Below are 24,270 nucleotides of genomic sequence, written 5' to 3'. Positions count from 1 at the left end.
TGAAATATACTTTAATTTGGCATGTGTTTATCTCAACATAAAATATATTACTACATTTATTAAACTATATTTTTCATCTTGTCATTTATATTTTTGTATCTATATACACCAAATACCATACCACTTATACCTAAAACTGCAAAAATTATTCCAACCACGTATGTAAAAGTGGTATCAAACAATTTTATAAGAGTAATTGCTACAGCAATTAAACTCACCCCTGTTCTTATGTATGCCAGTAGGGTTCTTTCATTAGCAAGGAGAGTTCTGTCCACTGCAAGAAAATCTCTCAATATCATTTCATCTTTATTGAATTTATAGACCCTTTTATCCCTATTTAAAAAATTACTCATATACATCAACTCCATAAATTCTTTATATCATAATATTATTGATTTTTCCAATAAATTTTCATATAATTAATTGACATGCATATATTAACGTGATAATGTTTATGTACAAGTATTAAACCGTAAAAATAAATATTGAAAGCGCTTAATCAATTATGAACGGGAGAACCACTTTTGGGGTGAATCTTGTATTAAAACAAGTAGGGTTAATTTCTTCGATCCGAATCCGTCAGCTAATCTCGTAAGCGTTGAAGAGAAGTTTTTTGGTATGTAAATTATGAATTTTATTTTTAATATACCTAAAATTGAGCTGCAGAGACTTCTCTCTGCAGCTTATTATTTTTGGGAATTAATAAATTACACGCAAGGGGGAACAGTGTAATGATACTAACTAATTATAAATCAGATAATTATTATGCTAAAATAAATCAATCAAAAATATACGTGGATTACGTAAACAGCCTTGCAAAAATAGTTGACTTTCATAATATATCAGTTCAAAATATAAAAAGATTGGTACACTTTGCTTCAAGGCAGCATTTAGGCAAAATTATTTGTAATTGTGATGCCGCATCATTTAAGAATTTCATTAAAGCAGGATTTAAACTGGAGGGTAAAATAGACAGTTATTTCAAAGGTGAAAGTGCATTTTGTATGTCTTATTTTATTAGCAAAAAGAGAAAACTATATAACAAGCATTCAATGGAAAATTTAATTTTAATACAGAGTTTAAATGCAGAAAGCACTTTTGTACCTGATACTACTTTAAAATATAATATAAGATATGCGGAAAAACGTGATGCAAAACAGATGTCGGAACTTTTCTCAAAAGTATTTTTCGAATGCCCATCTCCACTGTTTGACGAGAAATACTTAAAAGATAACATGAATAAAAGGATATTGTATAAGACAGCTGTATACAATGGGAAAATTATAAGTGCAGCTTCAGCATATTTAAATGAAGAAGATTTAAATGCCGAATTAATAAACTGTGCAACCCATCCAAACTATAGAAATAAAGGAGTAGTATCTAATATTATATCCTCTTTTGAATCAGACTTGATATCTATGGGATACATGGGCATATACAGTTTATCACGTGCTACATGTACGAGCATTAATTTTGCCTTAAGTAAAAACAACTATAAATTCAGAGGAAGATTGATAAACAATTGCAATATATATGGAGAATTTGAAGATATGAATATATGGGTCAAGGATTTTAACAATTAATTTTACAAATGTCCTCAATATCATTTTAACAAATTAATAAAAAAAATAGCCAATATATCTAAATATGAATCAAATTATATTGACTATAATAAAAATTTAATTTATAATTTGCCTCATAAATGAAAATTTGAAAAGAGGATGTGTAATTATGAAAAGTGAAAATGTTGTAATAGAGGTTTTGGAATCCAAATGTGATCATTACAAACCTGGAGATAAAATATATATAAAAGATGCACTTATAGACATGGAGAAAACAAAAAAAGTTTGTGTTATGGCACTTCAGTCATTTTTTCCATTTGTATTTGCTGCTAGGAAGGGCGTAACTCCCCAACAGGTTGGATTTGGAGATAAATTTATAGTTCAATGTCCCGACTACTGTGAACCAGTTGTCTTTGAGATAAAAAAGGAAGACTAGCCTAATTGGATTGTATCTGCAGGATGTTACCAGCATCCTGCCTTTATATGTTATGATAGTTTTACTATAATGGCTTGAAATTGGAAAAGAGATACGACTCAATGGGCGCAAATAATTCAATATACAAATTAGATCCATATAAAAAATTAACAGAAGAACAGGAAAACTAAAAGAATCCATATTCAGATTCTGCTATAGCCACCAAAATGATGAACATGCTATATTTTTAATTAAGGGGAACTCAGGAACTGGGAAGAGACTCCTTTTAAGCTCAATAAAGAGATGAAATAATTGTTTTTTCAGACAGATATGAAGATAGGCTCGCATATATGGGGAGCCCCAATATAGACTCTCCAGATGAAGCCAAGTCCAGAATCATATTAAACTCCATAAATGTACTTATGACACGTGGAAGAAAAGGCATGTACATTTACGCAGCAGATAAAAAGCTAAGGAAAAAATTACTGTCCCTTGGCTAAATAAGTATTGGGGACCTGACCCCATACTTGTCCATACTACCAGTTTATATTCTGTTTTACTTGAGCTTTTGGTCCCAGCTTTACATCTTTTAGTGCATACTCTTTAAACTTTTGATAACCGGTCCTATCTACAATATAACCTATATGCTCTTTTCCACCTGGAGCATTTTCATCTATATAATCTTCTATATAGTCATAGGTATTCAATATTATTTTTATAATACTCTCTTCATCTATCCACTTTATGAAATTTTGAGAAAGCCTTGGATTTTTCTTTCCCGTTCTTCCCATTATAAAAAGATTGTAATATTTTTCACTGCTTCTTGTCCATGCACCTGTTGGACATTTTCCTATACATTCACCACAACCTATACATTTTTCAGGATCTCTTATAACCTTGAAATTCTTAAATATCAGTGCATCTGCAGATCTCTTTCTGCAATTGTTCACACATGCCTTGCAACCTATACATCTATAACTGTCATACTGTGGTTCCGTCATTCCCATAATTCCAAAATCATGCATTCTTGACTTTATACAGTCATTAGGACAACCTGTCAGAGCTATTTTTACATGTCTGTCATTTGGAAATATTGCCTTTTCTATTTTTTTCGCAAACGCAGTAGTATCATAGTTTGCAAAAGTACAAACCCTGTTTCCTATACAGGCACATACATTTCTAGTACCTGAAGCAGGATATCCAGTGTCAGGACTTTTCTGATTTATTTCAAGACCTTCAATAACAGGCTGTATAATCTTGTTTATTACAGGAATATTTTTCATATCAATGCCTGGTATTTCAAATCCCTGCCTTGTCGTCATGTGAAGTGTACCATTTCCATATTGCCCTGCTACCTTTTGAAGTACAGTAAGGTATTCAGCCTTAAGATATCCTCCCGGAACTCTTATTCTTATAGCTGTCTTTCCTCTTTCCTTGGTTATCCTAAAAGCATTTTTCTTAAGCTGTTTTGTATTGATATCCACATTTACACCTCCTGTTCTAATCTATAAGATGTTTGGCCTTCGTATAATTAAACACAGGTCCATCTAAACATATATAAGTATCATTCATTCTACAGTGTCCACATTTTCCTATGCCACAGCACATTTTTCTCTCATATGAAACCCATAGATTTTCCTCTCTGATTCCTCTTTTCAAAAGTTCCTGAATGGTAAATTTCATCATTATAGGAGGACCTACCACAATAGCCTGCGCTTTTTCAAGATTTTCAATTTTAATATCTGCAATATAATTTGTAATCAATCCTGTATTGCCACTGTAGTTTTCACTGGCCTTGTCTACAGTTAGAGTCACATTCAAATTCTTTTTCCATCTTTCTATATCATCTTTAAAAAGAATATCTTCCGGTGATTTAAATCCCATTAGAACATTGAGATTTTTAACTTCTCCTCTATTGTTGGAAAAATGATCTATGATGGCTTTTACAGGTGCAACTCCTGTTCCTCCTGCAGCTATAACAAGTTCCTTGTTTATATATATATCCACATCAAATCCATTCCCATAAGGCCCTCTCATAAAAAGTTTCTGACCTGTTGAAAATGTGTGAATAATATCAGTAACTACTCCAACACGTCTTATTGTCAAATCCACATATCCATTTCCTATTCCACAGACAGATATAGGAGCTTCACCGTATTTTGGAATTGACACTTCAAAAAACTGTCCAGGTTTTACTTCACCTCTAAACTCCATTCTAAAAGTATAATCAATATCCGTATGCTTTTTTATATCAATTATTTTGCTCACTTCCGGCAAATATACATTTTCCACTTGTTCCACCTCCATAACCTGTATTATTGCGATAATTTGTTTATGCAATTGGAAAAAGATATATATTCCGGACAGACATCATCACATCTTCCACATCCAACACACATATCATATCCAAATCTTTTCTTGAAATGAGAAATTTTATGCAGTACTTTAAATCTCATTCTATCTCCCTTGTCCTGCCTGAAACTGTGTCCACCAGCTATATCCGTATATCCATCCACTTCACATGAACTCCATACCCTTCTTCTTTCTCCTGCATTTTTATTTTCGCTGTAGAAAATGTCCTGCATTGAGAAGCATGTACAGGTTCCACATACTACATTGCATCGCCCACAGGCTATACACCTTGATGAATATTCCTTCCATACCGGACTTTTTATTATACTCTCATCCACATTTTCAGGAACATTTACATTTATATCATTTTCCTCAACAAATTTAGGTTTCAGGTCACATGTTTCAGTATTCTCAAAATATTTACCAAAACATTCATCCCTGCACTCTACGAATACTTTTCCATCTCTGTACCTTACAAACATATTGTATTCATCAGTTTTATTACTGTTCATACTTGTACAAAAACAGTTTTCAAAACTATGCTCGCATTCCATAAGGACAAGTTTGACTTTTTGCCTTAATTCTTTATAATATATATCTTCAAAACCACTTTTCAAATAGATTTGATCCAATCTTTTAATTGCATGAATATCACAGCTTCTCAAAAATAAAAGTATCTTTTTGTCACTGATTTTAGGTTCCTTTACACTATCTTCAGTAAAATAAAAAAGTGTCTGAGTAATTGGAAGAAGTACTTCCTTTGGCGAAAAGTCAGATTTTCTGACAAACTCTATGTCTGCAATGGATTTTATCTTTTCATATCTAACTGAATCAGTATCAGAAAATCTTCCCATACCTTCCATATCTACTGGAGCATAAATATTATATTCTCCACCTATACTATTTAAAAATTCATCAAACTTTTCAGTAGTTGTACTATACCCCATATCACACCTCCTATTTAAAATTATATTAAATATACTACAAACTCGAAAATATGGATATGACACAAATCACACTCTGTAATTATCTTTTAAATTCCTCTAAAATAGGAAGACAGCATGTGAACATCTGGAATTATTATCTTCTTATCGTGAAATTCAACCATATTTTTCTTCTTAAAGTCACTTATACATCTTGATATAGTTTCTCTTGTACTTCCAAGCATATCTGCCAGATAGGTTATGCTTATATCCAGATCTATTAAAACTCCACCTTCAACTTCTACACCATAATCCCTCGACAATTTCCATAGCTTGGCAGCCAGTTTTTTGTCCATTCGTATTGGAACTGCATTTTTCAACTGCCTGTAGAGTCTTCTTATCTTTTTGGACATTGAGGTTAATACTAGACTTGAAAATTTGCAATCTTTAGCCATAATCTCGACAATATCCTGTTTTGAGATACACAGTACCCAACTGTCTTCAAATGCTTCACAGCTTACAGATACGGATGCATTCCCAAATATGTCCTCATTTATCAAATTTCCATTGTCAAGAATATAGATAATTCTTTTCTGTCCATTTTCAGATATCCTGTATACAGTTACCTTTCCATATATCACTATATATATTTCATCTATCCTGTCTTTTTCATAAAACAGTGCATCACCTTTTTTCAATTTTCTTTTAAAGCATTTTTGTTGAAGAATATTCAATGTAGATTCATCCATGTCCTCAAATATTTTTAAATCATCATAAGTAACTTTAATCATTTCCTCATCTCTCTAACGTAAACATAATAATCTGTACATATCCTCTTTTGTATTGATATTGAAAAACATATCCATCCCTGGATCATACCTTGCTATAATATCCTTTTTTATATAAAATGTATTTACGGTTTTTATAAGTTCCTTCACAGACCTTTTATCCTGTTTTAACATTTTCTCTATATATCCCACTAGATTTTTTGAATAAAACCCATTAAATGGCTCAATGTATTCCCTGCCTTCAAATCCTTTAGTAACACATGCATCTACATTAATGTCCTTTATACAATTTTTCATAAATCTTATATAATCCAAATTTATATTAGGCATATCACATGAAATAAAATACACGTATCTACTTGAACTTTCATAGAGTGCTGAATGAATACCTGCAAGGGGTCCACCTGTTCTGAGCTTATCAAAAGCCAATTTACATCCGCTGTATTCTCCATAAAATTTATTGGCGGATATTATTATTTCTTCAAATTCCATTTTAAGATTGGATATCAACATATCCATTACATATCTTCCGCCTATCTTTAGAAGCTGTTTGTCAAATCCCATCCTGGAACTCATGCCGCCAGCCAGAATTACTGCTGTTTTAAATGTATCCATTTTCAATAAAATCTGCTATGGAGCAAGCATCATTCAAATTAAAAACCGGAATAGGCATATCTAAAGGTTCATCACTTGCTATCCCAATATATTTTTCGGGGTCAACTCTTTTTGAATTTTGGTAGAGCAATTCATCATTTATTTTACTTCTGTGTACTTCTATTTTAGGGTATTTATTTTCCCTGAAACCTTCTATAAATACAATATCAATATCATTGAATAATCTCAAGACTTCCTCAATATCCAGTTCTTGAGGTAAAACCTTCATTATCGCCATTTTACTGGAATTTGATATTATTACGTTGTCTGCACCTGCTCTGGTAAATCTATAAGTGTCTTTGCCCTCTTTATCTATCTCAAATTCATGAGTTCCATGTTTCAAAACTCCAACTCTATAATTTCTATCTTTTAAAATTTTCACAAGTTTTTCAATAAGTGTGGTCTTACCGGAGTTGGAACCTGCAGCAATTATGGAAATTACTGCAGGTTTTCTCTTGGTATTAAGATTACCTAAATATGAATTTTCCATTTAAAACACTCCCTGCCTTTACACTTCCATAATCTTTTGGTACTATTACAACACCATTTGACCTAGTTAAAGTATAAAGCGTATTTGAACATTGAGAACCTGTCTGAAATGCATAATATTTTTCACCATGCTTTACTATTTTGACGTATATATTCTTTTCCCTTCCGATTTTTCCATGAAAATCATCTCTTAAAATTACAGGAAATTCACTGTGATTCTGGGAACCTCTTCCCATCATTTTATATATTGCTGGTTTTACAAATTCTTCAAAACTGTTTATAAGTGACAGTGGATTGCCCGGAAGTGAAAATATAAGTTTATTATGATATTCGGCAAATGTAACTGGCTTTCCAGGCTTTACCGCCACCCCCGAAAATTTAACATGAGCTCCTATTTCCTCAAGCACATCTTCTACAAAATCATAGTCACCTGCAGAAGCTCCTCCAGATATTATTACTATATCTGCCCTCTTTAGTGCATCTTCAATTTTAAACTTTATTATTTTTTTATCGTCTGGTATAATACCATAGGATATTGCAACTGCCGATACATTATCTATCATGGCTTTTAAAGAATATCCGTTAGAATTTCTTATTTTTCCATGAGTAAGACTTGACTCTATATCAACAAGTTCATCCCCGGTAAGCAATATTGCAATCTTTGGGCTTCCATATATATTGACAGAACTGTATCCAAGTGATGCCATGAATCCTATTTCTGCGGGTCTTATAGCTGTACCTCTTTCAAGTGCCAGATCACCTTTTCTAATTTCTTCTCCATATTTGATTGTATTATTGTACTTTTTAACATTGTTTTCTATAAAAATACATCCATTTTCCACATGGACTTTTTCTTTCTCGATAACTGCATCTGCTCCAAATGGCAAAGCCGCTCCTGTCATAATCTTGTATGTTTCTCCACTTTTCAGTTCATACTTGTTGGTATCTCCTGCTCTTATTATGCCTTTTATTTTAAATAACTTTCTTTCACTATCACTGCTTCGAATTGCATATCCATCCATAGCGGACTTGTCGAAATTGGGCAAATTATCTCTTGAATATATATCTTCTGCCAGTACTTTGCCCAAACAGGAAACTATATCTCTATTTTCAATTTTCATCTGATTGGTTTCCTGAACAATAATCCTAACTGCATCCTGTTTGTCAATCATATATATACTCCTTTCCCTTTATTTAGATTTTCTCTAAATTTACAGGTATATATTTATAAGAAGGTTCTTTTGAATAGGTATCAAATACTGAAACAGAAAGTACATTTGTCTCTATATAGTGCAGAGGCGCATACAGTTGGTTTTCTTTAATCATACTACTTAATCTCGCCTTGAATTTACTGTTGTTTCCATTTATAGATGAAATTATTACATTGTCACCTTCTTCTATGCCAAGTGTTTCAGCCAATTTCACATTGAGTATTACATATGCTGCTTTAACAATTGAAGAATTTCCTGAATTTATTTCTCTTGTTCTGCTCTGAGTATGCCACTGGCCTACGGATATTCTGCCCGTATTCAATATATATGGAAATTTTGAATCGACCGGACACGGATTTTCCATTACATTCTCATATATGAACTTCATCCTTCCGTTTTGGGTAAAGTATATATTGTCCTCAAAAAGTCTTCTTTCATCTTGAAGTAATTTGTCCCCACTTTTAAAAGGCCATTGTATCCCTTTGGAGTTTACAAGCATTTCATAATCTATGCCTGTTATATCACAGGGCATTCCCCTGCTGAGTTCTTTTATGGTATTAAATGCGTCAAGTGGGGTTTTCCACTTTTCAAGTTCTTGTTTCATTCCAAGAGCTCTCCCTATTCCCAGGAATATATCATAGTCACTCATCTCATCTTTTCCCATATCAATTACAGGTACTACTGCCGACAATCTTCTCTCAGTATTTATAATGGATCCTTGCTTTTTTGTAAGTGGAACGGAAGGAAGAAACAGGTCACATATTTTTGAACTGTCTGTATCTCCATAGAGATCCTGTACTACAAAAAAGTCCAGTTTTTTTACTGCATTTTCAAATTCCTTGTTGTTGGCCCATGAATGCCTGGGATTGGTGGCAATAACCCAAAGTGATTTTATCTCACCCCTATCTATCCTGTTTATTATTTCACTGTAGGGTATAGTAGGCTTTTTAGGAATCTTTTCTTCATCCACTCCAAGAATTTCAGCTGTATCCCTTCGGTGTTTAGGATTGTCAAAGTTCCTTCCTCCATAAAGGGCCGTGGTATTGCTGAACATTCTAGATCCCATTGCATTGCACTGTCCAGTTAATGAATTTGGTCCTGTTCCCTCTCTTCCAATATTCCCAGTCATAACTGCAATGTTTATAATTGCCTGTGCAGTTCTTACAGCCTGATACCCCTGGTTTACACCCATGGTCCACCAAAATGACACTCTCTTTCCATTGTGAATCAACTGCGCAAGTTCAAGCACTCTTTCACTCGATATACCGGTATTTTTCTCCACACTTGCAATATTATACTTTTTTACGTGGTCTCTAAATCCATCAAAATCCATAGTATAATTATCTATATATTCTCTGTCAATCCAGTTGTTTTCTATAAGCACATTGGCAAGTGTATACAAAAGATAAATATCTGACTTTGGAATTATATCCAGCCAAATATCCGCATTTTGTGCTGTCTCTGATTCTCTTGGATCTATGACCACTATACTGGCAGATTTATTTTTTTTGACTCTAGACCAGGCTACAGGATGGGCAATAGCGGGGTTTGCTCCTATAAATACAAGTGTATCTGAAGTTTCAAGATCCTTTAATGTATAGGGAGGAGCGTCAAATCCAAAACTCTGTTTATACGCCATAACTGTAGAAGCCATGCAAAGCCTTGTATTGCCATCTCCATTTATGCCCATGTGTATTCTGCCTACAAGTCCCAAAAGTGCAAGTTCTTCTGTAGTTATCTGGCCTGTGCTTATATATGCAGCACTTTCAACTCCGTATTTATTTTGTATGTACCGCATTTTATCTGCAAATAATTCAAAGGCCTCATTCCATGAAATAGCCCTTTTATTTCCATATTTGTCTTTCAGCACAGGTAGTTTATCTTTTCCATATCTACTGCACTGTTTATCAAGATTTATACCTTTTAAACAGGTGAATTTTCCATTCACAGGGTAATCTTTTTTAGGCAATATTTTTTTAATCATATTATCTTCTACATAAAATTCCAGATTACAGGCTAGAGAACAATAATTACAAGTGGACTGTTTTATCTCCATTTATCTCACCTCACTGCCTCTTCACACTTTCTATCTTTTGAAATCAAACCAAGTATTATAGAGGAAATTATTATCAATATTATAAAAATTATAAATCCTCTTGAATAACCTACAAGGCTTTTATTTGATTTATCTATAAAAGATGCCATTAAAGGCGGTATTAAAAATCCTCCAAATGCACCTATTCCACCTATCCATCCAGATGCTCCTCCAATTGCCTTAGGTATAGCTCTTGGTACTATCTTGAATACTGCAGCATTTACAGCTCCCATGCCTACAGCCAGAAGCAATATTCCTACAACAGATAAAGGAATTGATGAACTGAACACCATGCATAATGTACCTAATATTGATATAAATAGAGCAATGGCAGCTGTTCTTTCTCCTCCATATGAGTCTGCTATTTTACCTGTACATGCTCTTGTTATGGAAGTTACTATTGAATAAAGTGCAGTAAGAAGTCCTGCATATTTTATGCTCAATTTAAAAAATCCTGTCCAATAAGTAGGAAGCCAACTTGTAAGTGCCATGAACCCTCCAAAGGTAGTAAAATATATAATTACAAGTGCCCATGTTTTCCACATTCCAGCTGACAAAACCAGGCTTTCACTCGCCTTATCATTGGGAAAGAGTTCCTGTCCATATTTTTCATTTGCTATTTTTCTTGCTTCATCTTTCTTAATGCCTTTATCCATAAGCTGAAAATACCATGCATTCTGACCTATAAATATATAAATTATAGTTCCTATAACTAGAAAAATAAGCCATGCAAGATATGAGCCTGATAATCCCCAAAGTGGAATTGCTATATTGGGAACTATAATCATGAATATTCCAGGTGCTATATTTCCTACACCTGCATAGATTCCAAGTGCAGATCCCTGCTTGTCCTGTGGAAACCAGTAAGATGCCTGGCTTACACCTACAGAAAATGTAGCTATGCCACAGCCTGACAGGAGTGCAAGAATAAAGAGAACCCAGTAATATTCACTTAGATTCTGCCTAAAAAATGCCATGACAACGTATAACCCAAACATTCCAATTATAGAAAGCACCAATAGTACGATAAATGGTTTCCTTCCACCTGTGGTATCCACCCAGGCAGCAAATGGTATTCTAAGGAGAGAACCTGATAAAGACGGTGCTGCTACAAGAAGTGCAAGCAGAATAGGGCTGACTCCTGAAAAACTATTTTTAAAAAGTGCCGCAGTGGAGCCATAAAGTGCTACTGCTGCAAAACCTATAAAGAATCCTAAAGTAGCTCCTGTAAGCCCTTGCTTTGAATTTCCTTTTAAATACAAATCATTCATAATGCCAAAACCTCCATCTATAAAATTTATTGTTACAATAATATCATAGTTGGCTGCTTTTAACTGTGATATATATCACGATTTATTTAAAATATTATCAATATTTTATATTTTATCGCGTTATAATGATAATCTCTGAATTATCTATGTGTATATTTTTCAATATTTTATGTATCATAAAAAGATTTTGAAATGATAAATAACAGTTGAATAAAAAAAGGATGACCCAAAATAATATTTGAGCCATCCCTATATCTATAATATATTGCACTTTACACCAAGTTTAATTTATTTTGAATTTACTTATCAAATCAGAAAGTTTTTCTGCCATTTCAGCCTGTCTTTGAGAAGACTCTGAAATTCCTTCAACGGCTTTTGTAACTTCGCCTACACTTCCAAGTATCTCTTCAGAACCTGAAGCGGATTCCCCTGCTGTAGATGCTGCATTCTGTATGGCAGTACTTACCTGGGATACAGCTTCGTGCATCTGTTTTGAAGAGATGTCTATTTGATTGGATATATTATTTATAAATTCAGAATCCTTCTCATACTGAATTCCCGTATCCATAAGGAACTGATAATCCGGTTTGACACTATTTGCTATGTATTCAAGCACTTCTTTGCTGCTGTCAGATAAATTCTTAAAAGCTGCTTCTACAGCCAGTACCATTTTGTTTATATTTTCAACGGCATTCGATGATTCTTCCGCAAGTTTTCTAACTTCATCTGCAACTACGGAAAATCCTTTTCCCTGCTCACCAGCTCTTGCTGCTTCAATAGCTGCATTTAATGCAAGAAGATTGGTCTGCTCGGCTATATTTCCAATGGAAGCTGCCATTGTCTTTACTTCTGAGACTACCTTTCCAGCTTCAATAGCCTTTAAAATTCTATTGTTCTTTTCTTCATATACAGATGTACTCTCTTCTATGCTTTTGGAAGCTTTCTGCTTTATTTTTACAGCACGGTTTTTTATTTCAACAGATGATTTTGCAGCCTCATCAGCTTTTCCTGAAAGTTCACTTGTATTTGATTCCATTTCCTCTGATGATGCACTTATTTCTTCTGTAATACTGCTTAAATTTTGTGATCCATCAGCTATTTGCCCTGTCGACTCATTTACGGAGGACATCATTGATGATATTTCCTGAGTTGTAGCAGATAAATCCTGACTGGAATCATTTATATCTTTTATGGTTTTCGTTACTTCACTAATAAGATTATTTATACTTTTATTTGCATTGTTTAATCCATTGGCTATTATACCAAACTCATTTGTGCTTGAAATATTCAAGGATTTGGTCAAATCCCCATCACTCATAGAATTTGTAAATGCTAAAATTTCATCAAGTACTTTACCTGTAATACGAGAAAGGAAATTGCCCAATAGTATTGCAATAGCAAATCCAATTATGGTGAGTATCATTATAGTAAAAAAAGCTGATTTAAATATGGAATTGCTGTTATTATTTCTGTCAATGGACTTTTGTGATTCCACCTTAACCAGGTCTTCTATCGTAGATGTCACCTTTTCTCTATAACTTGCTGACTTTCTATTTAAATTCATGGCATCGTCATACTTTCCTGCAGACATTGCATCAAAAATATCATTGATACTATTTCTGTATGCAGCTAAATTATTCTCAAGTTGTGAAATCATATCCTTCTGATCAGAATCTGAATTGGTTTTTTTGTATGAATCCAATATATTGTTATTTTGCTTCATATATGAATCCAACTGCTGTATTGTCTTTTGAGTTCCATTTTTATTATGGCTTTCCACCAAATTTATTATATCCAATCTGGCATTTAAAGTATTGCTATCTAATTTATTAAGATTTCTAATATCAAGCAAATTTTCATTATATAGTTTTTGGGAAGATGAATTTACTCTCCCAATATCTATAATACCTATTGCACCTACTATTACAATAAATGCAGCTACTACACAAAAACTTAGCACTAACAATTTTTTTACTTTCATATTACTGATGGACTTCACAATATAACCTCCCCAATACATGTTTAAGTTTTATAAACAGAATTAATAAATGCACACATTTACTTGAAAAATTTAATTACTTTAAAATAGCCTCCCAATTGCGGTAAATTTAACCCCGCCAGGAGAGCACATAAAACTTGTTAAGTTATTAACAGATAAATTATAACATCGACAATGTTAGTAATCAATATTATTCGTTTAAAAAGTGTATAATGTTATTATATCTTAAGCACTTGAAAAATACAATATATTATATAATAATATTTATTATGAAATATTATTTGTTAAAAGGAAGAATGGTATTATGGATATTTTTTTAGCACGTCAGCCAATTCTTGATAAGTACGGCAAAATAATAAGCTATGAAATCTTATTTAGAAATAGCGGCACAGGTAATACATATAAATTTAACGATGGTGATGAGGCCACTATTAAAGTTATGCAAAATATTTTAATCAATATTGGTATGGAAAAAATCGTTGGACATAAAAAAGCCTTTATAAATTTTACTGAAAATATTTTAAAATCAGATTTATACTCTCTAATTCCATCTGAAAATATTGTAATAGAACTTTTAGAAGATATTGTTCCAAGTGAATCCGTCGTTAATTCATGTAAAATTTTAAAGAAAAATGGTTTTACAATTGCTTTGGATGACTTCATATTTGATGACTCATATATAGAACTTGTTAAACTTGCGGATATTATAAAAGTAGATTTTATTTTAACTAAAGGGAACAAAAGAAAAGAAATAATAGATATAGCAAGAAATATAAACCCACATTTAAAATTTTTAGCTGAAAAAGTTGAAACTTTAGAGGAGTTTAATGAGGCTTTATCTTTGGGTTATTCCTATTTTCAAGGATATTATTTTAGCAAACCTCAAATAGTTAAAGGAAAAAAACTAGAAGGTAATAAACTTATTTATCTGAAGCTTATAAAGGAACTTAGTTCTAAAGAATTTTCTCTGGAAAATATTCAGGACTTGATAAAAAAAGATATATCAATGTCCTACGAAATATTAAAACTGATAAATTCGGCAAAATATTATTTTAAAAATAAGATTAAATCAATAAATCATGCTGTATCTTTGTTAGGGGAAAGTGAGATAAAAAGGTGGCTTTACTTTATATGTATGAAGCCTATATGCAGCAACAGGCCACAAATAGTTATGCTGGAATCCCTATTAAGAGCTGAATTTTTAGAAAAGTTGGCTAAAAAATCTTCATTAGATAAAAATTCCTCTAATTTCTATCTAATGGGTATAATGTCCCTTATGGACGTAATCCTCCAAATGCCATTATCCAAAGTATTAGATGAACTTATGATTTCAGATGATGTCAAATATGCATTGACAGGCAGAGAATCAAATTATTACAGCAAAATGCTTGACATAGTAATCTCTTTTAGAACTGGCAATTTAAATAAAAGTATGCTTATGGCATCTTCTTATTTTAATCTCAATTATAGAGATTTACAAAACTGTTATATGGAATCTATTCAATGGGTGGATGAGGTCACTTTGTAAAGCCTTTTGATTGCATTTTCTCTACATCATTGAATAGAGCCATTCCCGTTTTCATTTTCTTGAAATTCATTTTTTCATAAAATTTCTCTTTCCCCGGTGAAGCATATAGTATAAAATTGCAGTATGGAATTTTCTTTATAATACTCTTTATAATTGTACTACCTACATGTTTTCCTTGATATTCAGGCAGTACTGCCACATCGTAGATTGCCGCCTGGTATACTCCATCTGAAATTACACGTCCAAAACCAATCAATTTATCGCTATGATAAACAAATACAACTGTATGACTATTTTGAAATGCCTTTTTATGTATTTCTGGATCAAAATAAGCCATATTTACTTCTTCCAAAATTTTAGATACACGATTCCAATCAACATTTGAACAATTATATTGAATTTTTAGATTCATTTTTTATCCTCTTTTCATTTTTAAAATACTTGTATTATATAACATTACCCCGTGTAACGTGCAAATTTAAATTATTATAGCAAAATTCGACAAAGTATAAAGGTATATGCGTTTGTGTGTCCGTCTATTATAAAAACAAATTTTAAAAATGTCCGCCTAATAGACGGACACATATATGTGACATACTTTAAATTTATTATATTGGTCTATTGAACAATTAATATATAATCGCCTACCCTCTTTAAAACAGATTTAAAAATAGTTTTTAATTTGTACCAAAAAGGTATTGATTATTTTCATTTGTATGCTATAATAATAATTAATAAATAGTAGTTATTAGTTATTGAATTTAGTAAACAGAGGGATTAATTATGAAAAATAAAAAAATGCAAGACCAGAAGAAAAAGTACATGAAAATGTTATATTTGCAGCTGAGGGAGACGATGTAGCTTTGAACTGTGATGGTGAACCTTGCAACTTCTCATATAGCAAAGGTCTATCTGATAATTAATGCGCCATACTCATTTGAGATGGCAGCAATTACAACTGGTAATTCAAAATAAAAAACCTCCTAATAGATATAAATTTATAGCAGCCAATCCGGCTGCTTATTTTTTTATTCCATATAATGTAAATAGCATATGGAAATTTGTATAAAATATCTCCCCTAGAGGAAATATAATAATTATGAGAGGTGGTGTATATATGGAAACAAGCAAATTGATAACTGTGGAAAATGAAGATGGTGAAAAGGTGGAGTTGGAGTTTATAGACACTATAAAAGTAGATGATCAGGAATACGTAATACTCGGGCCAAAAGGTTCAAATGAAGCTTTTGCCTACAAGTCAATTACTAAAAATGGTGAAACCCAGTATTTTGCAATAGGTACAGGAGAGGAATTCCAGAAAGTACTTGAAAAATACAATCAGGATTAAGGAAATAACATGTTTTTCAAAAAACCCGTAACCTTTAAAGGCTGCGGATTTTTAGCACTTTATAATATATTTCTTTTCTTATTTGCTTATTATATATGGCAATGTAATCAATCCTATATTCCTTTTCTTTAATAATGTACTCCTTATAAATAGAGAAGTTTGATTATGGAGAATATTTTGCCACCATCTCTTTACGACAAGCTGCGGCATTACAACTGTTATTGTGTCTTGAGGCATTACTTCAAATTCTTCAGATTCTACAAATTTTATAATAGGACCTATTAAATTTCTATAAGGTGATTTTCTTACAACTATAGGAATTTTTATTCCATATTCTTCCCAGTCTGAAAGCAATTTTTTAGTTGCCTCTTCATTTACCGATACATGGAAGACTATTATATCATCAGTAAAATTTCTCGCATAATTATACGACTTTAAAAATGATTTGTTAAGTGAATCAATAGGTATTATCATATAATTTCTCTGTTTATGGCGATCTATATTCTTTGGCTTTTGGGACCAGTCAAGTTTCAAGTCAGATGCAACTACATTATAGTGTGCTTTGATTCTCCACATTATAAACACCAAAATCGGTATTAACATACATACAATCCATGAACCTTCCTTGAATTTTGTAACACCTAGGACTATAGTTGTAACACATGAAATTATTGCACCGATTAAATTAATTACTGCCTTGTGTTTCCATGAACCACTTTTGTCCTTGAACCACTTCAAAACCATACCAGTTTGTGCAATTGTAAATGATACAAAAACCCCCACTGCATAAAGTGGCAATAATCTATGGTTGTCCCCTTTGAAACATATAATTAGGATCACAGCTATAAAAGATAAAAACATTATACCATTTGAATAGCTAAGTCTTGATCCTCTCTTTGAAAATTGTCTTGGAACATATCCATCCCTTGCTATTATTGAAAGTAAAATAGGGAATCCATTATATGAAGTATTCGCAGCCATAACCAATATCAAAGCCGTAAATGCCTGAATAATATAGAACATGACTCCCTTTCCAAATATCTGAATACCTAGCTGTGCAATTACAGTCATATTGGGATTATAAACAGCCTTGTATATTGTAGAAAGATATGAAATTCCTCCAAACAATACAAGTGAAACGCAACCTAAAAGCAGCAATACGATTTTTGCATTTTTCTGCGCCGGTTCTTTAAAATTAGGTACTCCATTACTTACAGCTTCAACTCCGGTAAGTGCTGTACAACCTGCAGCAAAAGCTTTTAAAAACACTAACAGCGAAAGTGTATTTGTAAAGTTTGGTATCTTGTAAATTGGCTGCGGATGAATCCCCATTATATTGTATTTTACAAATCCACATACAATAGTTATAACTAAGATAATAATAAACAAATATGGAGGTATGGCAAAAGTTTTTGCAGATTCACTAATACCTCTTAGATTGCCTATAGTCATTAAAATTATTAGCAAAATACATATAACCACATTATATGGAAGTAACTCTGGAAATGCAGAAGTAATTGCAGCGGCACCAGCTGAAATACTAACTGCAACAGTTAAAATATAATCTATACACAAAGCCGCTGCTGCTATCAAACTTGGCGTAACTCCCAGATTGTCCTGTGCAACTATATAGGCTCCGCCGCCCTGTGGATAGGAGTCAATAACTTGTCTATATGAAAATATAAGTATGAACAGCAGGAGTATAACCATAAGTACTGCATGTACCATATCGGTAAATGCCATAAATCCTACTGCAGGAACAAGTACATAGAGTATCTCCTGACCTGCATATGCTACTGAAGATATTGCATCACTGGACAAAAGTGGCAGGCCCCAGAATATATTGAATTTTTGCGATTTAAGCTGTTCTGTCTTAAGGGATTTTCCAATTAAAAATTTTTTAATACTATCAAACATAAGTCCCACCTCTAATGATTGATTATATATCAAGATAACTTGTACTACAATTTCAAAAAATACCTTAATTCTACTTAAAAACCATCATTGAGGACTTGAAAATTTATTTATCATGAAATTATTGTCTATATATCTGTTTTTAGCTATTTTGAATCGTTTTCCCAAAGTTCCCTTTATATCATAACAGTCAATAAACTATCCTTATAATCTATATTGCCCTTGTCTGTTTCAATAACACCTAAATAGGTACTGGAATTTGTTATTACTACTGGAGTTATTATAGAATATCCTTCTTCTTCTATAGCTTTAATATCAAATTCAAGTAATTCCTGACCTCTTTTTATTCTATCCCCTTGTTTTACTTTAGGAGTAAAATGTTTTCCTTCCAGTTCAACTGTATCCATACCTATATGAATAAGTATCTCCACACCATTATCGCTTGTTATCCCTATAGCATGTCCGGTTGGAAACAATGTTGTTATAATACCATCCACAGGAGAAACTACTTTACCTTCCGTTGGCTCAATAGCAATTCCATCTCCTAATGCACCTTTTGAAAAAGCTTCATCTTTAACTTCTGCCAGTGCTTTAACTGCACCTTTTAATGGACTGTTTAATATTTCCTGTTTCGAAGATGAATTTTCTTTCTTTGACTTTGTTGCCTCCACTTGAGTGTCCTCATCACGAACTCCTATAGCAAACATTATTAGAAAACTAGATACAAAACTTATTAAAATAGCCATGATTACACCATAAAATTCTCTGTTGAATCCCTGTGGACCAATATATCCAGTTATTCCAAGTATACCTACAGGCAGCATATAAGCCTTGCTTCCCATTAATCCCATTACAGCTCCACCTATTGCAGCACCTATACAACTTATTATAAATGGTTTCTTACGAGGCAGTGTAACACCATAAATAGCCGGTTCAGTAATACCAAAGAGTCCTGAAATAAATGCTGGTACTGCCAGTGATTTTAATTTGCTGTTCTTAGTCCTGAGCATAACTGCGAGTACTACACCTATTTGTGCAAAAGAGGCTGCAAAGAATGGTGAAATAACCGCATCATATTTAAGTACCCCTATATTATTGAATAATATTGAAAGCAATCCCCAATGTACTCCAAATATTACAAATACCTGCCATGTAGCACCTAAAAGTACTCCTTCAACAACGGGACTCAAACTGTAAACAGCAAGTGTTCCAGCTCCGATTAATTTTCCTGCCCAGGTTGCCAGAGGACCAATAACTATAAATACCAGCGGAACCGTAACTAACAAAGTGCAGACTGGAACCATAAATGATTTAACTACATCCGGTACTACTTTCCTGAATAATTTTTCTATCTTGGACCCTACATATGTTGACAGTATAATAGGAATAACACTTGATGAATAAGTCATCAATACAACTGGAATACCTAAAAAAGTCATGTATACAGGAGATTGAATTACAGTGCCGCTAAACAAAGTATATATTGGTTTGGTTGTTGTCAAATTAACTATTGAAGGATAGACAAGAACTGCACCTATTATCATACCCACAAATTCATTAAGCTTGAATTTCTTTGCAGATGTATATCCCAATACAACCGGGAAGAAGTAAAATAATGCATCTCCTATTCCATACAAAATATAATAAGTTCCAGAGGTATTTTCAATTAAATTCAAAGCAACAAGAAGTGATGTAAGTCCTTTAATAATACCTGATGCACATAACATTCCTAAAACTGGTGAAAATATTCCTGATATAACATCAATAAATTTGTTGAATATTCCTGATTTTTCTTTGGATTCTTCGGCTGAAGATCCTTGAAAACCACTGACCTTAATTATATCCTCGAATACATCTCCTACATGGTTTCCAATAACTACTTGATATTGTCCACTGTTTTTAACAACGGTTACAATACCATCCATATTTTTTAGAACTTCAGTATTGGCCTTGCTTTCATCCTTCAATTTAAAGCGCAGTCGTGTAATACAGTGAAATACATCATTTATATTTTCTTTTCCACCAACATTTTCAATAATGTGTTTAGCTAATTTTTCATACTTCATTTTTCATCTCTCTCCTTTTTTATTATTTTTAAATAATAAAGACCCCAACCAATCAGAAAAAATACAAATGATTTTTTCTCATTAATTAAGGTCTCGCCTGATCGAATCAGTAACAATCTCAATATTTATTTGTAAACGATTATCTATGCTTAAATAATAACTTGTCTTTTATTAATTGTCAATACCTTTTTATACTTTTTAATTTCTCTGAGTCACTCTCTGAATGTGAACAGTTAGATATAGCTGCTCCTCACTAGACAGACTTATTTCCAAATATTTCTGTATCCTCAACATACAGTTGTAAGCCTTCTTGTACTTTGCCTTAACCTGTCTCAACAGGAAGTCATCCTCTGAATCTTCTCTTTCTTTCTGACCAAGCCTTTGAAAGAAAAATCTCAAATGAGTTACAAACCTCTCATAATTAATGGATTTTTCATCTAAAACAATATTATACGTATATTTAACAATATTCAAAATGTCCCTTACCATTTTTGTCTGCCTTGTAATATCTATTTTATTATTTGAAACATTCCCCTGTGCATTTATTAAATGAAGTGCAATATTGGCAGCTTCATCTTCGGGCAGTTGTTTTCCAAGTTCATCTTCAATAAATTCAAGAGCCTTTAACCCTACCTTGAATTCTTTTGGATAAAACTTTTTTATTTCCCAGATCAGTGGATTCGAAGTACTGATTCCAGAATCAAACAGTTTTATGGCATTGTTAATGTGATCTGTAAATGTAACATATATATAATCATTTAACTCAACATCCAATATATTTTTAGCATATTCAATAATATCATAACATAGAGAAACATATTCTGAAGGAATGTCTTCTAACAGCAGTTTAAATTTTTCAGATGCATCTTTTTGTTTAAGAATAAAAGTTTTTTCTATCAAGCTTTCATCAACTTTTTCTCCTGGACTTTTTTTAAATGCAATTCCACAGCCCATAACTACATATTCATGTTTATCTGAATCCTTAACTACTATGGCATTGTTGTTGAATATCTTTTTTATTATCATTTCCATCCCTCCTATCTGCATATATTACTGAATTTTAGACAATAAAAACCCCAATTTAATGAAAAGAGACAAAATTTCTCATCTCATCAATTAAGGTTTCGCCTGATCGAATCAGTAACAATCTCGATATTATTTTGTAACCGTTTAGACAGTAATTAAATTATATATTCCTATTTGGATTTTGTCAACTCAAATTTCATTGAAAATAACTATACTTTCTCAAAAACATATACATAGATACATTTTTATCTATTTTACTGACATTACCTTGTTATTTTTTTTATTAATGCCTAAAATAATAGTATAACAAATCAGAGAGGCAGGTTGGTTTGGTGCATAATAACATGAACTTCACAGATCTAGAAAATACTATTTTAAATAGAATCAATTATTATATTGGTAAAAATAAAAGAGTAAACATAGAAACTATAGCAAAGGATTGCTTTGTTTCTAAAGGAACCATTGTCAAATTGGCAAAGAAACTTGGATTTAGCGGATACAGCGAAATGTACTATGTAACACTGGCGTCAAGTAAAAAACCATTTTCCGCTGATTATTCTGATGTAAAACAAATTTTTCAAAATGACAGGTCTCAAAATTATGTCAATACACTTTGTGATCTGCTTTGGAATTACCGAAACTCCAAAATATATATAGATTCTCTTGGAATATGTGATACTGCAAGAGATTATTATCTCCAGAAATTGCTTATTTTTGGTTTTAATGCTTCCAGCAGTTATCATTCCCAGGCATTTCACGTAAAGAATCCGGGATTATATATGTTTATGTCATATTCTGGGAATAATTCAACAGTTATAGACAAGATTAAAATTGCTATTGACAATGATTTTAATGTCATTGCCTTAACAGCAAATCAGAATTCACTTCTTGGAGAACTTGCAAATTCTACTATTGTAGTATCCGGGAATAGGTCATCTATAGAAGATTACAAGCCAAATTTATTTACGGCAAATTTGATTATTTTATTTGAATTTGTTTTAAGCAGATATTCAGAGAAATACTTGAAAAGTGAACAAAATACTAATTATGAGAAATGATGTAAAGAGATTTGCATCATTTCTTGTTTTAGTTAGTGAAAATTTTTATTGTTGGTAAACAATTTCATTAAAGTCCAAAACCTATTGAATAATAATCTTAAAAAAATATAATAGAGTCATAAGGAAGTGGAACAGAAAATTTATTTTAATTTAGGGGGAATCAAAATGAAAAAATATTCAATTTGTATCGTAGGCGGAGGAAGTCGTTATACACCAGATATGCTAGCTATGCTATGCAACCACAAAGAAAGATTTCCACTTAAAAAAATTGTATTGTATGATAATGAAAGTGAAAGACAGGAGATTGTTGGAAAGTATTCAAAGATTCTATTTAAAGAGTACTACCCAGAGTTGGAAGAACTTGTTTATACAACTGATCCGGAAGAAGCTTTTAAAGATATAGATTTTGCACTAATGCAGATTCGTGCAGGAAGAATGAAAATGCGTGAAAAAGATGAAAAAATTTCCATAAAACATGGATGCCTGGGACAGGAAACCTGCGGCCCTGGTGGATTTGCATATGGAATGAGAAGTGTTCCTGCAGTAATTGACATAATCAAGTCAATCCGCAAATATTCTCCAGAGTGCTGGATTTTAAACTACTCAAATCCAGCTGCTATAGTAGCAGAAGCAACTAAGAGAGTATTTCCTGATGATTATAGAATCATAAATATATGTGATATGCCAATTGCAATTATGGACATGTATGCTGCTGTTCTTGGAATGAAGAGAAGAGATTTGGAACCTAAATATTTTGGATTAAATCATTTTGGTTGGTTTACTCATATTCTAGACAAGAAAACAGGAGAAGATTATCTTCCAAAACTTAGAGAAATATTGAAGAAACCAGTAGATGTTCAAACAGAACCTCTTTTCCAGGAACCTTCATGGAAGGCAACTTTCCACTTCATGAGTCAGATGATAAATGACTATGATGAATATCTTCCAAATACTTATTTGCAATACTATCTGTATCCAAAGAAGATGTTTGAAAAAGAAGATCCAAACTACACAAGAGCAAATGAGGTTATGGACGGAAACGAAAAAGAAACCTATGAAAAAATGGAAAAAATCATCTCCCTTGGAAAGATGAAAGGAACTGAATTTGAACTTACAAGCGATGTAGGATGCCATGCAGAATATATAGTGGATTTGGCAACTGCCCTTGCAAACAATACAAAAGAGATATTTTTAACTATTACTGAAAACAAGGGCACTATTGAAAATATTGATTCTGAAGCAATGGTTGAGTTACCTTGCCGCATAGGAAGCAATGGAGTTGAGACTTTGACAGTAGGAAAGATTCCAAGTTTCTATAAAGGCTTGATAGAAAATCAATATGCTTATGAAAAGCTGACAGTCGATGCATGTCTTGAAGGAAGTTATAAAAAGGCTCTTCAAGCCCTTGTATTAAATCGTACTGTTGTGAATACGGATGTTGCAAAGGAATTGTTGTCTGATTTAATGGAAGCAAACAAGGATTATTGGAATGAATTAAAATAAAATGTGGCTATAAAATACCATAAGAAACAGCCTTCTATGATGAAATAAAAATATCATAGAAGGCTGTT

22 protein-coding genes and 1 riboswitch are annotated in these 24,270 nt (G+C 32.4%); of the genes, 7 read left to right on the top strand and 15 right to left on the bottom strand.

Translation table 11 applies throughout. The features are described 5' to 3' along the window. Positions 1–59 precede the first annotated feature (59 nt). Positions 60–353: a DUF202 domain-containing protein gene (locus tag J418_RS0106410; protein WP_017752886.1), complete on the bottom strand. Its 294-nt coding sequence runs from the start codon at positions 351–353 to the stop codon at positions 60–62. Between the two features lie 129 nt (positions 354–482). Beyond that, positions 483–613, top strand: a riboswitch (cyclic di-AMP (ydaO/yuaA leader). Between the two features lie 118 nt (positions 614–731). On the opposite strand from J418_RS0106410, the gene ablB reads away from it, so the two are divergent. From ablB to J418_RS16065, 3 genes are all read left to right on the top strand, one after another. After that, entirely contained in the window at positions 732–1,583 is an 852-nt protein-coding gene (gene ablB / locus J418_RS0106405; protein ID WP_017752887.1) for a putative beta-lysine N-acetyltransferase, read from the top strand. Between the two features lie 148 nt (positions 1,584–1,731). Continuing rightward, positions 1,732–1,998: a TIGR04076 family protein gene (locus tag J418_RS0106400; protein WP_017752888.1), complete on the top strand. Its 267-nt coding sequence runs from the start codon at positions 1,732–1,734 to the stop codon at positions 1,996–1,998. Between the two features lie 287 nt (positions 1,999–2,285). Beyond that, positions 2,286–2,477 carry a DNA/RNA helicase domain-containing protein gene (locus tag J418_RS16065; RefSeq protein WP_335617648.1) on the top strand — a complete coding sequence of 64 codons (192 nt, stop codon included), beginning with the start codon at positions 2,286–2,288 and terminating at the stop codon, positions 2,475–2,477. Positions 2,478–2,513: 36 nt separating this feature from the next. Here J418_RS16065 and asrC read toward each other — a convergent pair whose 3' ends face one another. The 10 genes from asrC to J418_RS0106345 form a co-directional block, all read right to left on the bottom strand. Continuing rightward, positions 2,514–3,461 (bottom strand): sulfite reductase subunit C, encoded by a 948-nt coding sequence (gene asrC / locus J418_RS0106390; RefSeq protein WP_017895143.1) that lies wholly within the window; start codon positions 3,459–3,461, stop codon positions 2,514–2,516. 16 nt (positions 3,462–3,477) lie between these two features. Next, a complete protein-coding gene (asrB, locus tag J418_RS0106385) occupies positions 3,478–4,269 on the bottom strand; it encodes an anaerobic sulfite reductase subunit AsrB (protein ID WP_017895142.1) in 792 nt (263 codons plus the stop codon). A gap of 23 nt (positions 4,270–4,292) precedes the next feature. Beyond that, positions 4,293–5,276 carry an anaerobic sulfite reductase subunit AsrA gene (gene asrA, locus J418_RS0106380; protein WP_017895141.1) on the bottom strand — a complete coding sequence of 328 codons (984 nt, stop codon included), beginning with the start codon at positions 5,274–5,276 and terminating at the stop codon, positions 4,293–4,295. Between the two features lie 86 nt (positions 5,277–5,362). Next, positions 5,363–6,043: a Crp/Fnr family transcriptional regulator gene (locus J418_RS0106375; protein WP_017895140.1), complete on the bottom strand. Its 681-nt coding sequence runs from the start codon at positions 6,041–6,043 to the stop codon at positions 5,363–5,365. Between the two features lie 12 nt (positions 6,044–6,055). Continuing rightward, the gene (locus J418_RS0106370) at positions 6,056–6,655 is read right to left on the bottom strand and encodes a molybdenum cofactor guanylyltransferase (RefSeq protein ID WP_017752895.1); all 600 of its coding nucleotides are present in this window, start codon (positions 6,653–6,655) and stop codon (positions 6,056–6,058) included. Continuing rightward, entirely contained in the window at positions 6,642–7,184 is a 543-nt protein-coding gene (mobB, locus tag J418_RS0106365; RefSeq protein ID WP_017895138.1) for a molybdopterin-guanine dinucleotide biosynthesis protein B, read from the bottom strand. Before mobB ends, J418_RS0106370 begins: the two co-directional genes overlap by 14 nt. Further along, positions 7,162–8,355 carry a molybdopterin molybdotransferase MoeA gene (locus J418_RS0106360; protein ID WP_017895137.1) on the bottom strand — a complete coding sequence of 398 codons (1,194 nt, stop codon included), beginning with the start codon at positions 8,353–8,355 and terminating at the stop codon, positions 7,162–7,164. Before J418_RS0106360 ends, mobB begins: the two co-directional genes overlap by 23 nt. Positions 8,356–8,377: 22 nt before the next feature. Next, complete coding sequence (locus J418_RS0106355) at positions 8,378–10,450, bottom strand: molybdopterin oxidoreductase family protein (protein WP_017895136.1); 2,073 nt, start codon at positions 10,448–10,450, stop codon at positions 8,378–8,380. 5 nt (positions 10,451–10,455) lie between these two features. Next, positions 10,456–11,760: an MFS transporter gene (locus J418_RS0106350; RefSeq protein WP_017895135.1), complete on the bottom strand. Its 1,305-nt coding sequence runs from the start codon at positions 11,758–11,760 to the stop codon at positions 10,456–10,458. A gap of 283 nt (positions 11,761–12,043) precedes the next feature. Continuing rightward, positions 12,044–13,759, bottom strand: coding sequence for a methyl-accepting chemotaxis protein (locus J418_RS0106345; protein ID WP_017895134.1), 1,716 nt, complete (start codon positions 13,757–13,759; stop codon positions 12,044–12,046). Positions 13,760–14,063: 304 nt separating this feature from the next. Between J418_RS0106345 and J418_RS0106340 the strand changes: the two genes are divergently transcribed. Next, entirely contained in the window at positions 14,064–15,287 is a 1,224-nt protein-coding gene (locus J418_RS0106340; protein ID WP_017895133.1) for an EAL and HDOD domain-containing protein, read from the top strand. Here J418_RS0106340 and J418_RS0106335 read toward each other — a convergent pair. Then, positions 15,277–15,699, bottom strand: a complete 423-nt coding sequence (locus tag J418_RS0106335; protein WP_017895132.1) for a GNAT family N-acetyltransferase — start codon at positions 15,697–15,699, stop codon at positions 15,277–15,279. The genes J418_RS0106340 and J418_RS0106335 overlap by 11 nt on opposite strands. Before the next feature lie 705 nt (positions 15,700–16,404). Between J418_RS0106335 and J418_RS0106330 the strand changes: the two genes are divergently transcribed. Next, the gene (locus J418_RS0106330) at positions 16,405–16,635 is read left to right on the top strand and encodes a DUF1292 domain-containing protein (protein ID WP_017895131.1); all 231 of its coding nucleotides are present in this window, start codon (positions 16,405–16,407) and stop codon (positions 16,633–16,635) included. Between the two features lie 78 nt (positions 16,636–16,713). On the opposite strand, the gene J418_RS0106325 is transcribed toward J418_RS0106330, so the two are convergent. The 3 genes from J418_RS0106325 to licT form a co-directional block, all read right to left on the bottom strand. After that, the gene (locus J418_RS0106325; RefSeq protein ID WP_017895130.1) at positions 16,714–18,552 is read right to left on the bottom strand and encodes an APC family permease; all 1,839 of its coding nucleotides are present in this window, start codon (positions 18,550–18,552) and stop codon (positions 16,714–16,716) included. Positions 18,553–18,725: 173 nt separating this feature from the next. After that, a complete protein-coding gene (locus J418_RS0106320; RefSeq protein ID WP_017895129.1) occupies positions 18,726–20,615 on the bottom strand; it encodes a beta-glucoside-specific PTS transporter subunit IIABC in 1,890 nt (629 codons plus the stop codon). A 198-nt stretch (positions 20,616–20,813) separates the two neighbouring features. Continuing rightward, positions 20,814–21,641 carry a BglG family transcription antiterminator LicT gene (gene licT / locus J418_RS0106315; RefSeq protein ID WP_017895128.1) on the bottom strand — a complete coding sequence of 276 codons (828 nt, stop codon included), beginning with the start codon at positions 21,639–21,641 and terminating at the stop codon, positions 20,814–20,816. A gap of 344 nt (positions 21,642–21,985) precedes the next feature. On the opposite strand from licT, the gene J418_RS0106310 reads away from it, so the two are divergent. Both J418_RS0106310 and J418_RS0106305 read left to right on the top strand, forming a co-directional pair. Beyond that, complete coding sequence (locus J418_RS0106310) at positions 21,986–22,699, top strand: MurR/RpiR family transcriptional regulator (protein ID WP_017895127.1); 714 nt, start codon at positions 21,986–21,988, stop codon at positions 22,697–22,699. Positions 22,700–22,864: 165 nt separating this feature from the next. Beyond that, the gene (locus J418_RS0106305) at positions 22,865–24,202 is read left to right on the top strand and encodes a 6-phospho-alpha-glucosidase (RefSeq protein ID WP_017895126.1); all 1,338 of its coding nucleotides are present in this window, start codon (positions 22,865–22,867) and stop codon (positions 24,200–24,202) included. Positions 24,203–24,270: the final 68 nt, after the last annotated feature.

The sequence above is a fragment of the Clostridium tyrobutyricum DSM 2637 = ATCC 25755 = JCM 11008 genome, from assembly GCF_000359585.1.
GTDB lineage: Bacteria > Bacillota > Clostridia > Clostridiales > Clostridiaceae > Clostridium_B > Clostridium_B tyrobutyricum.
The sequence above is the reverse complement of the archived record's forward strand: the minus strand, read 5'-3'. Positions and strand labels throughout refer to the sequence as shown.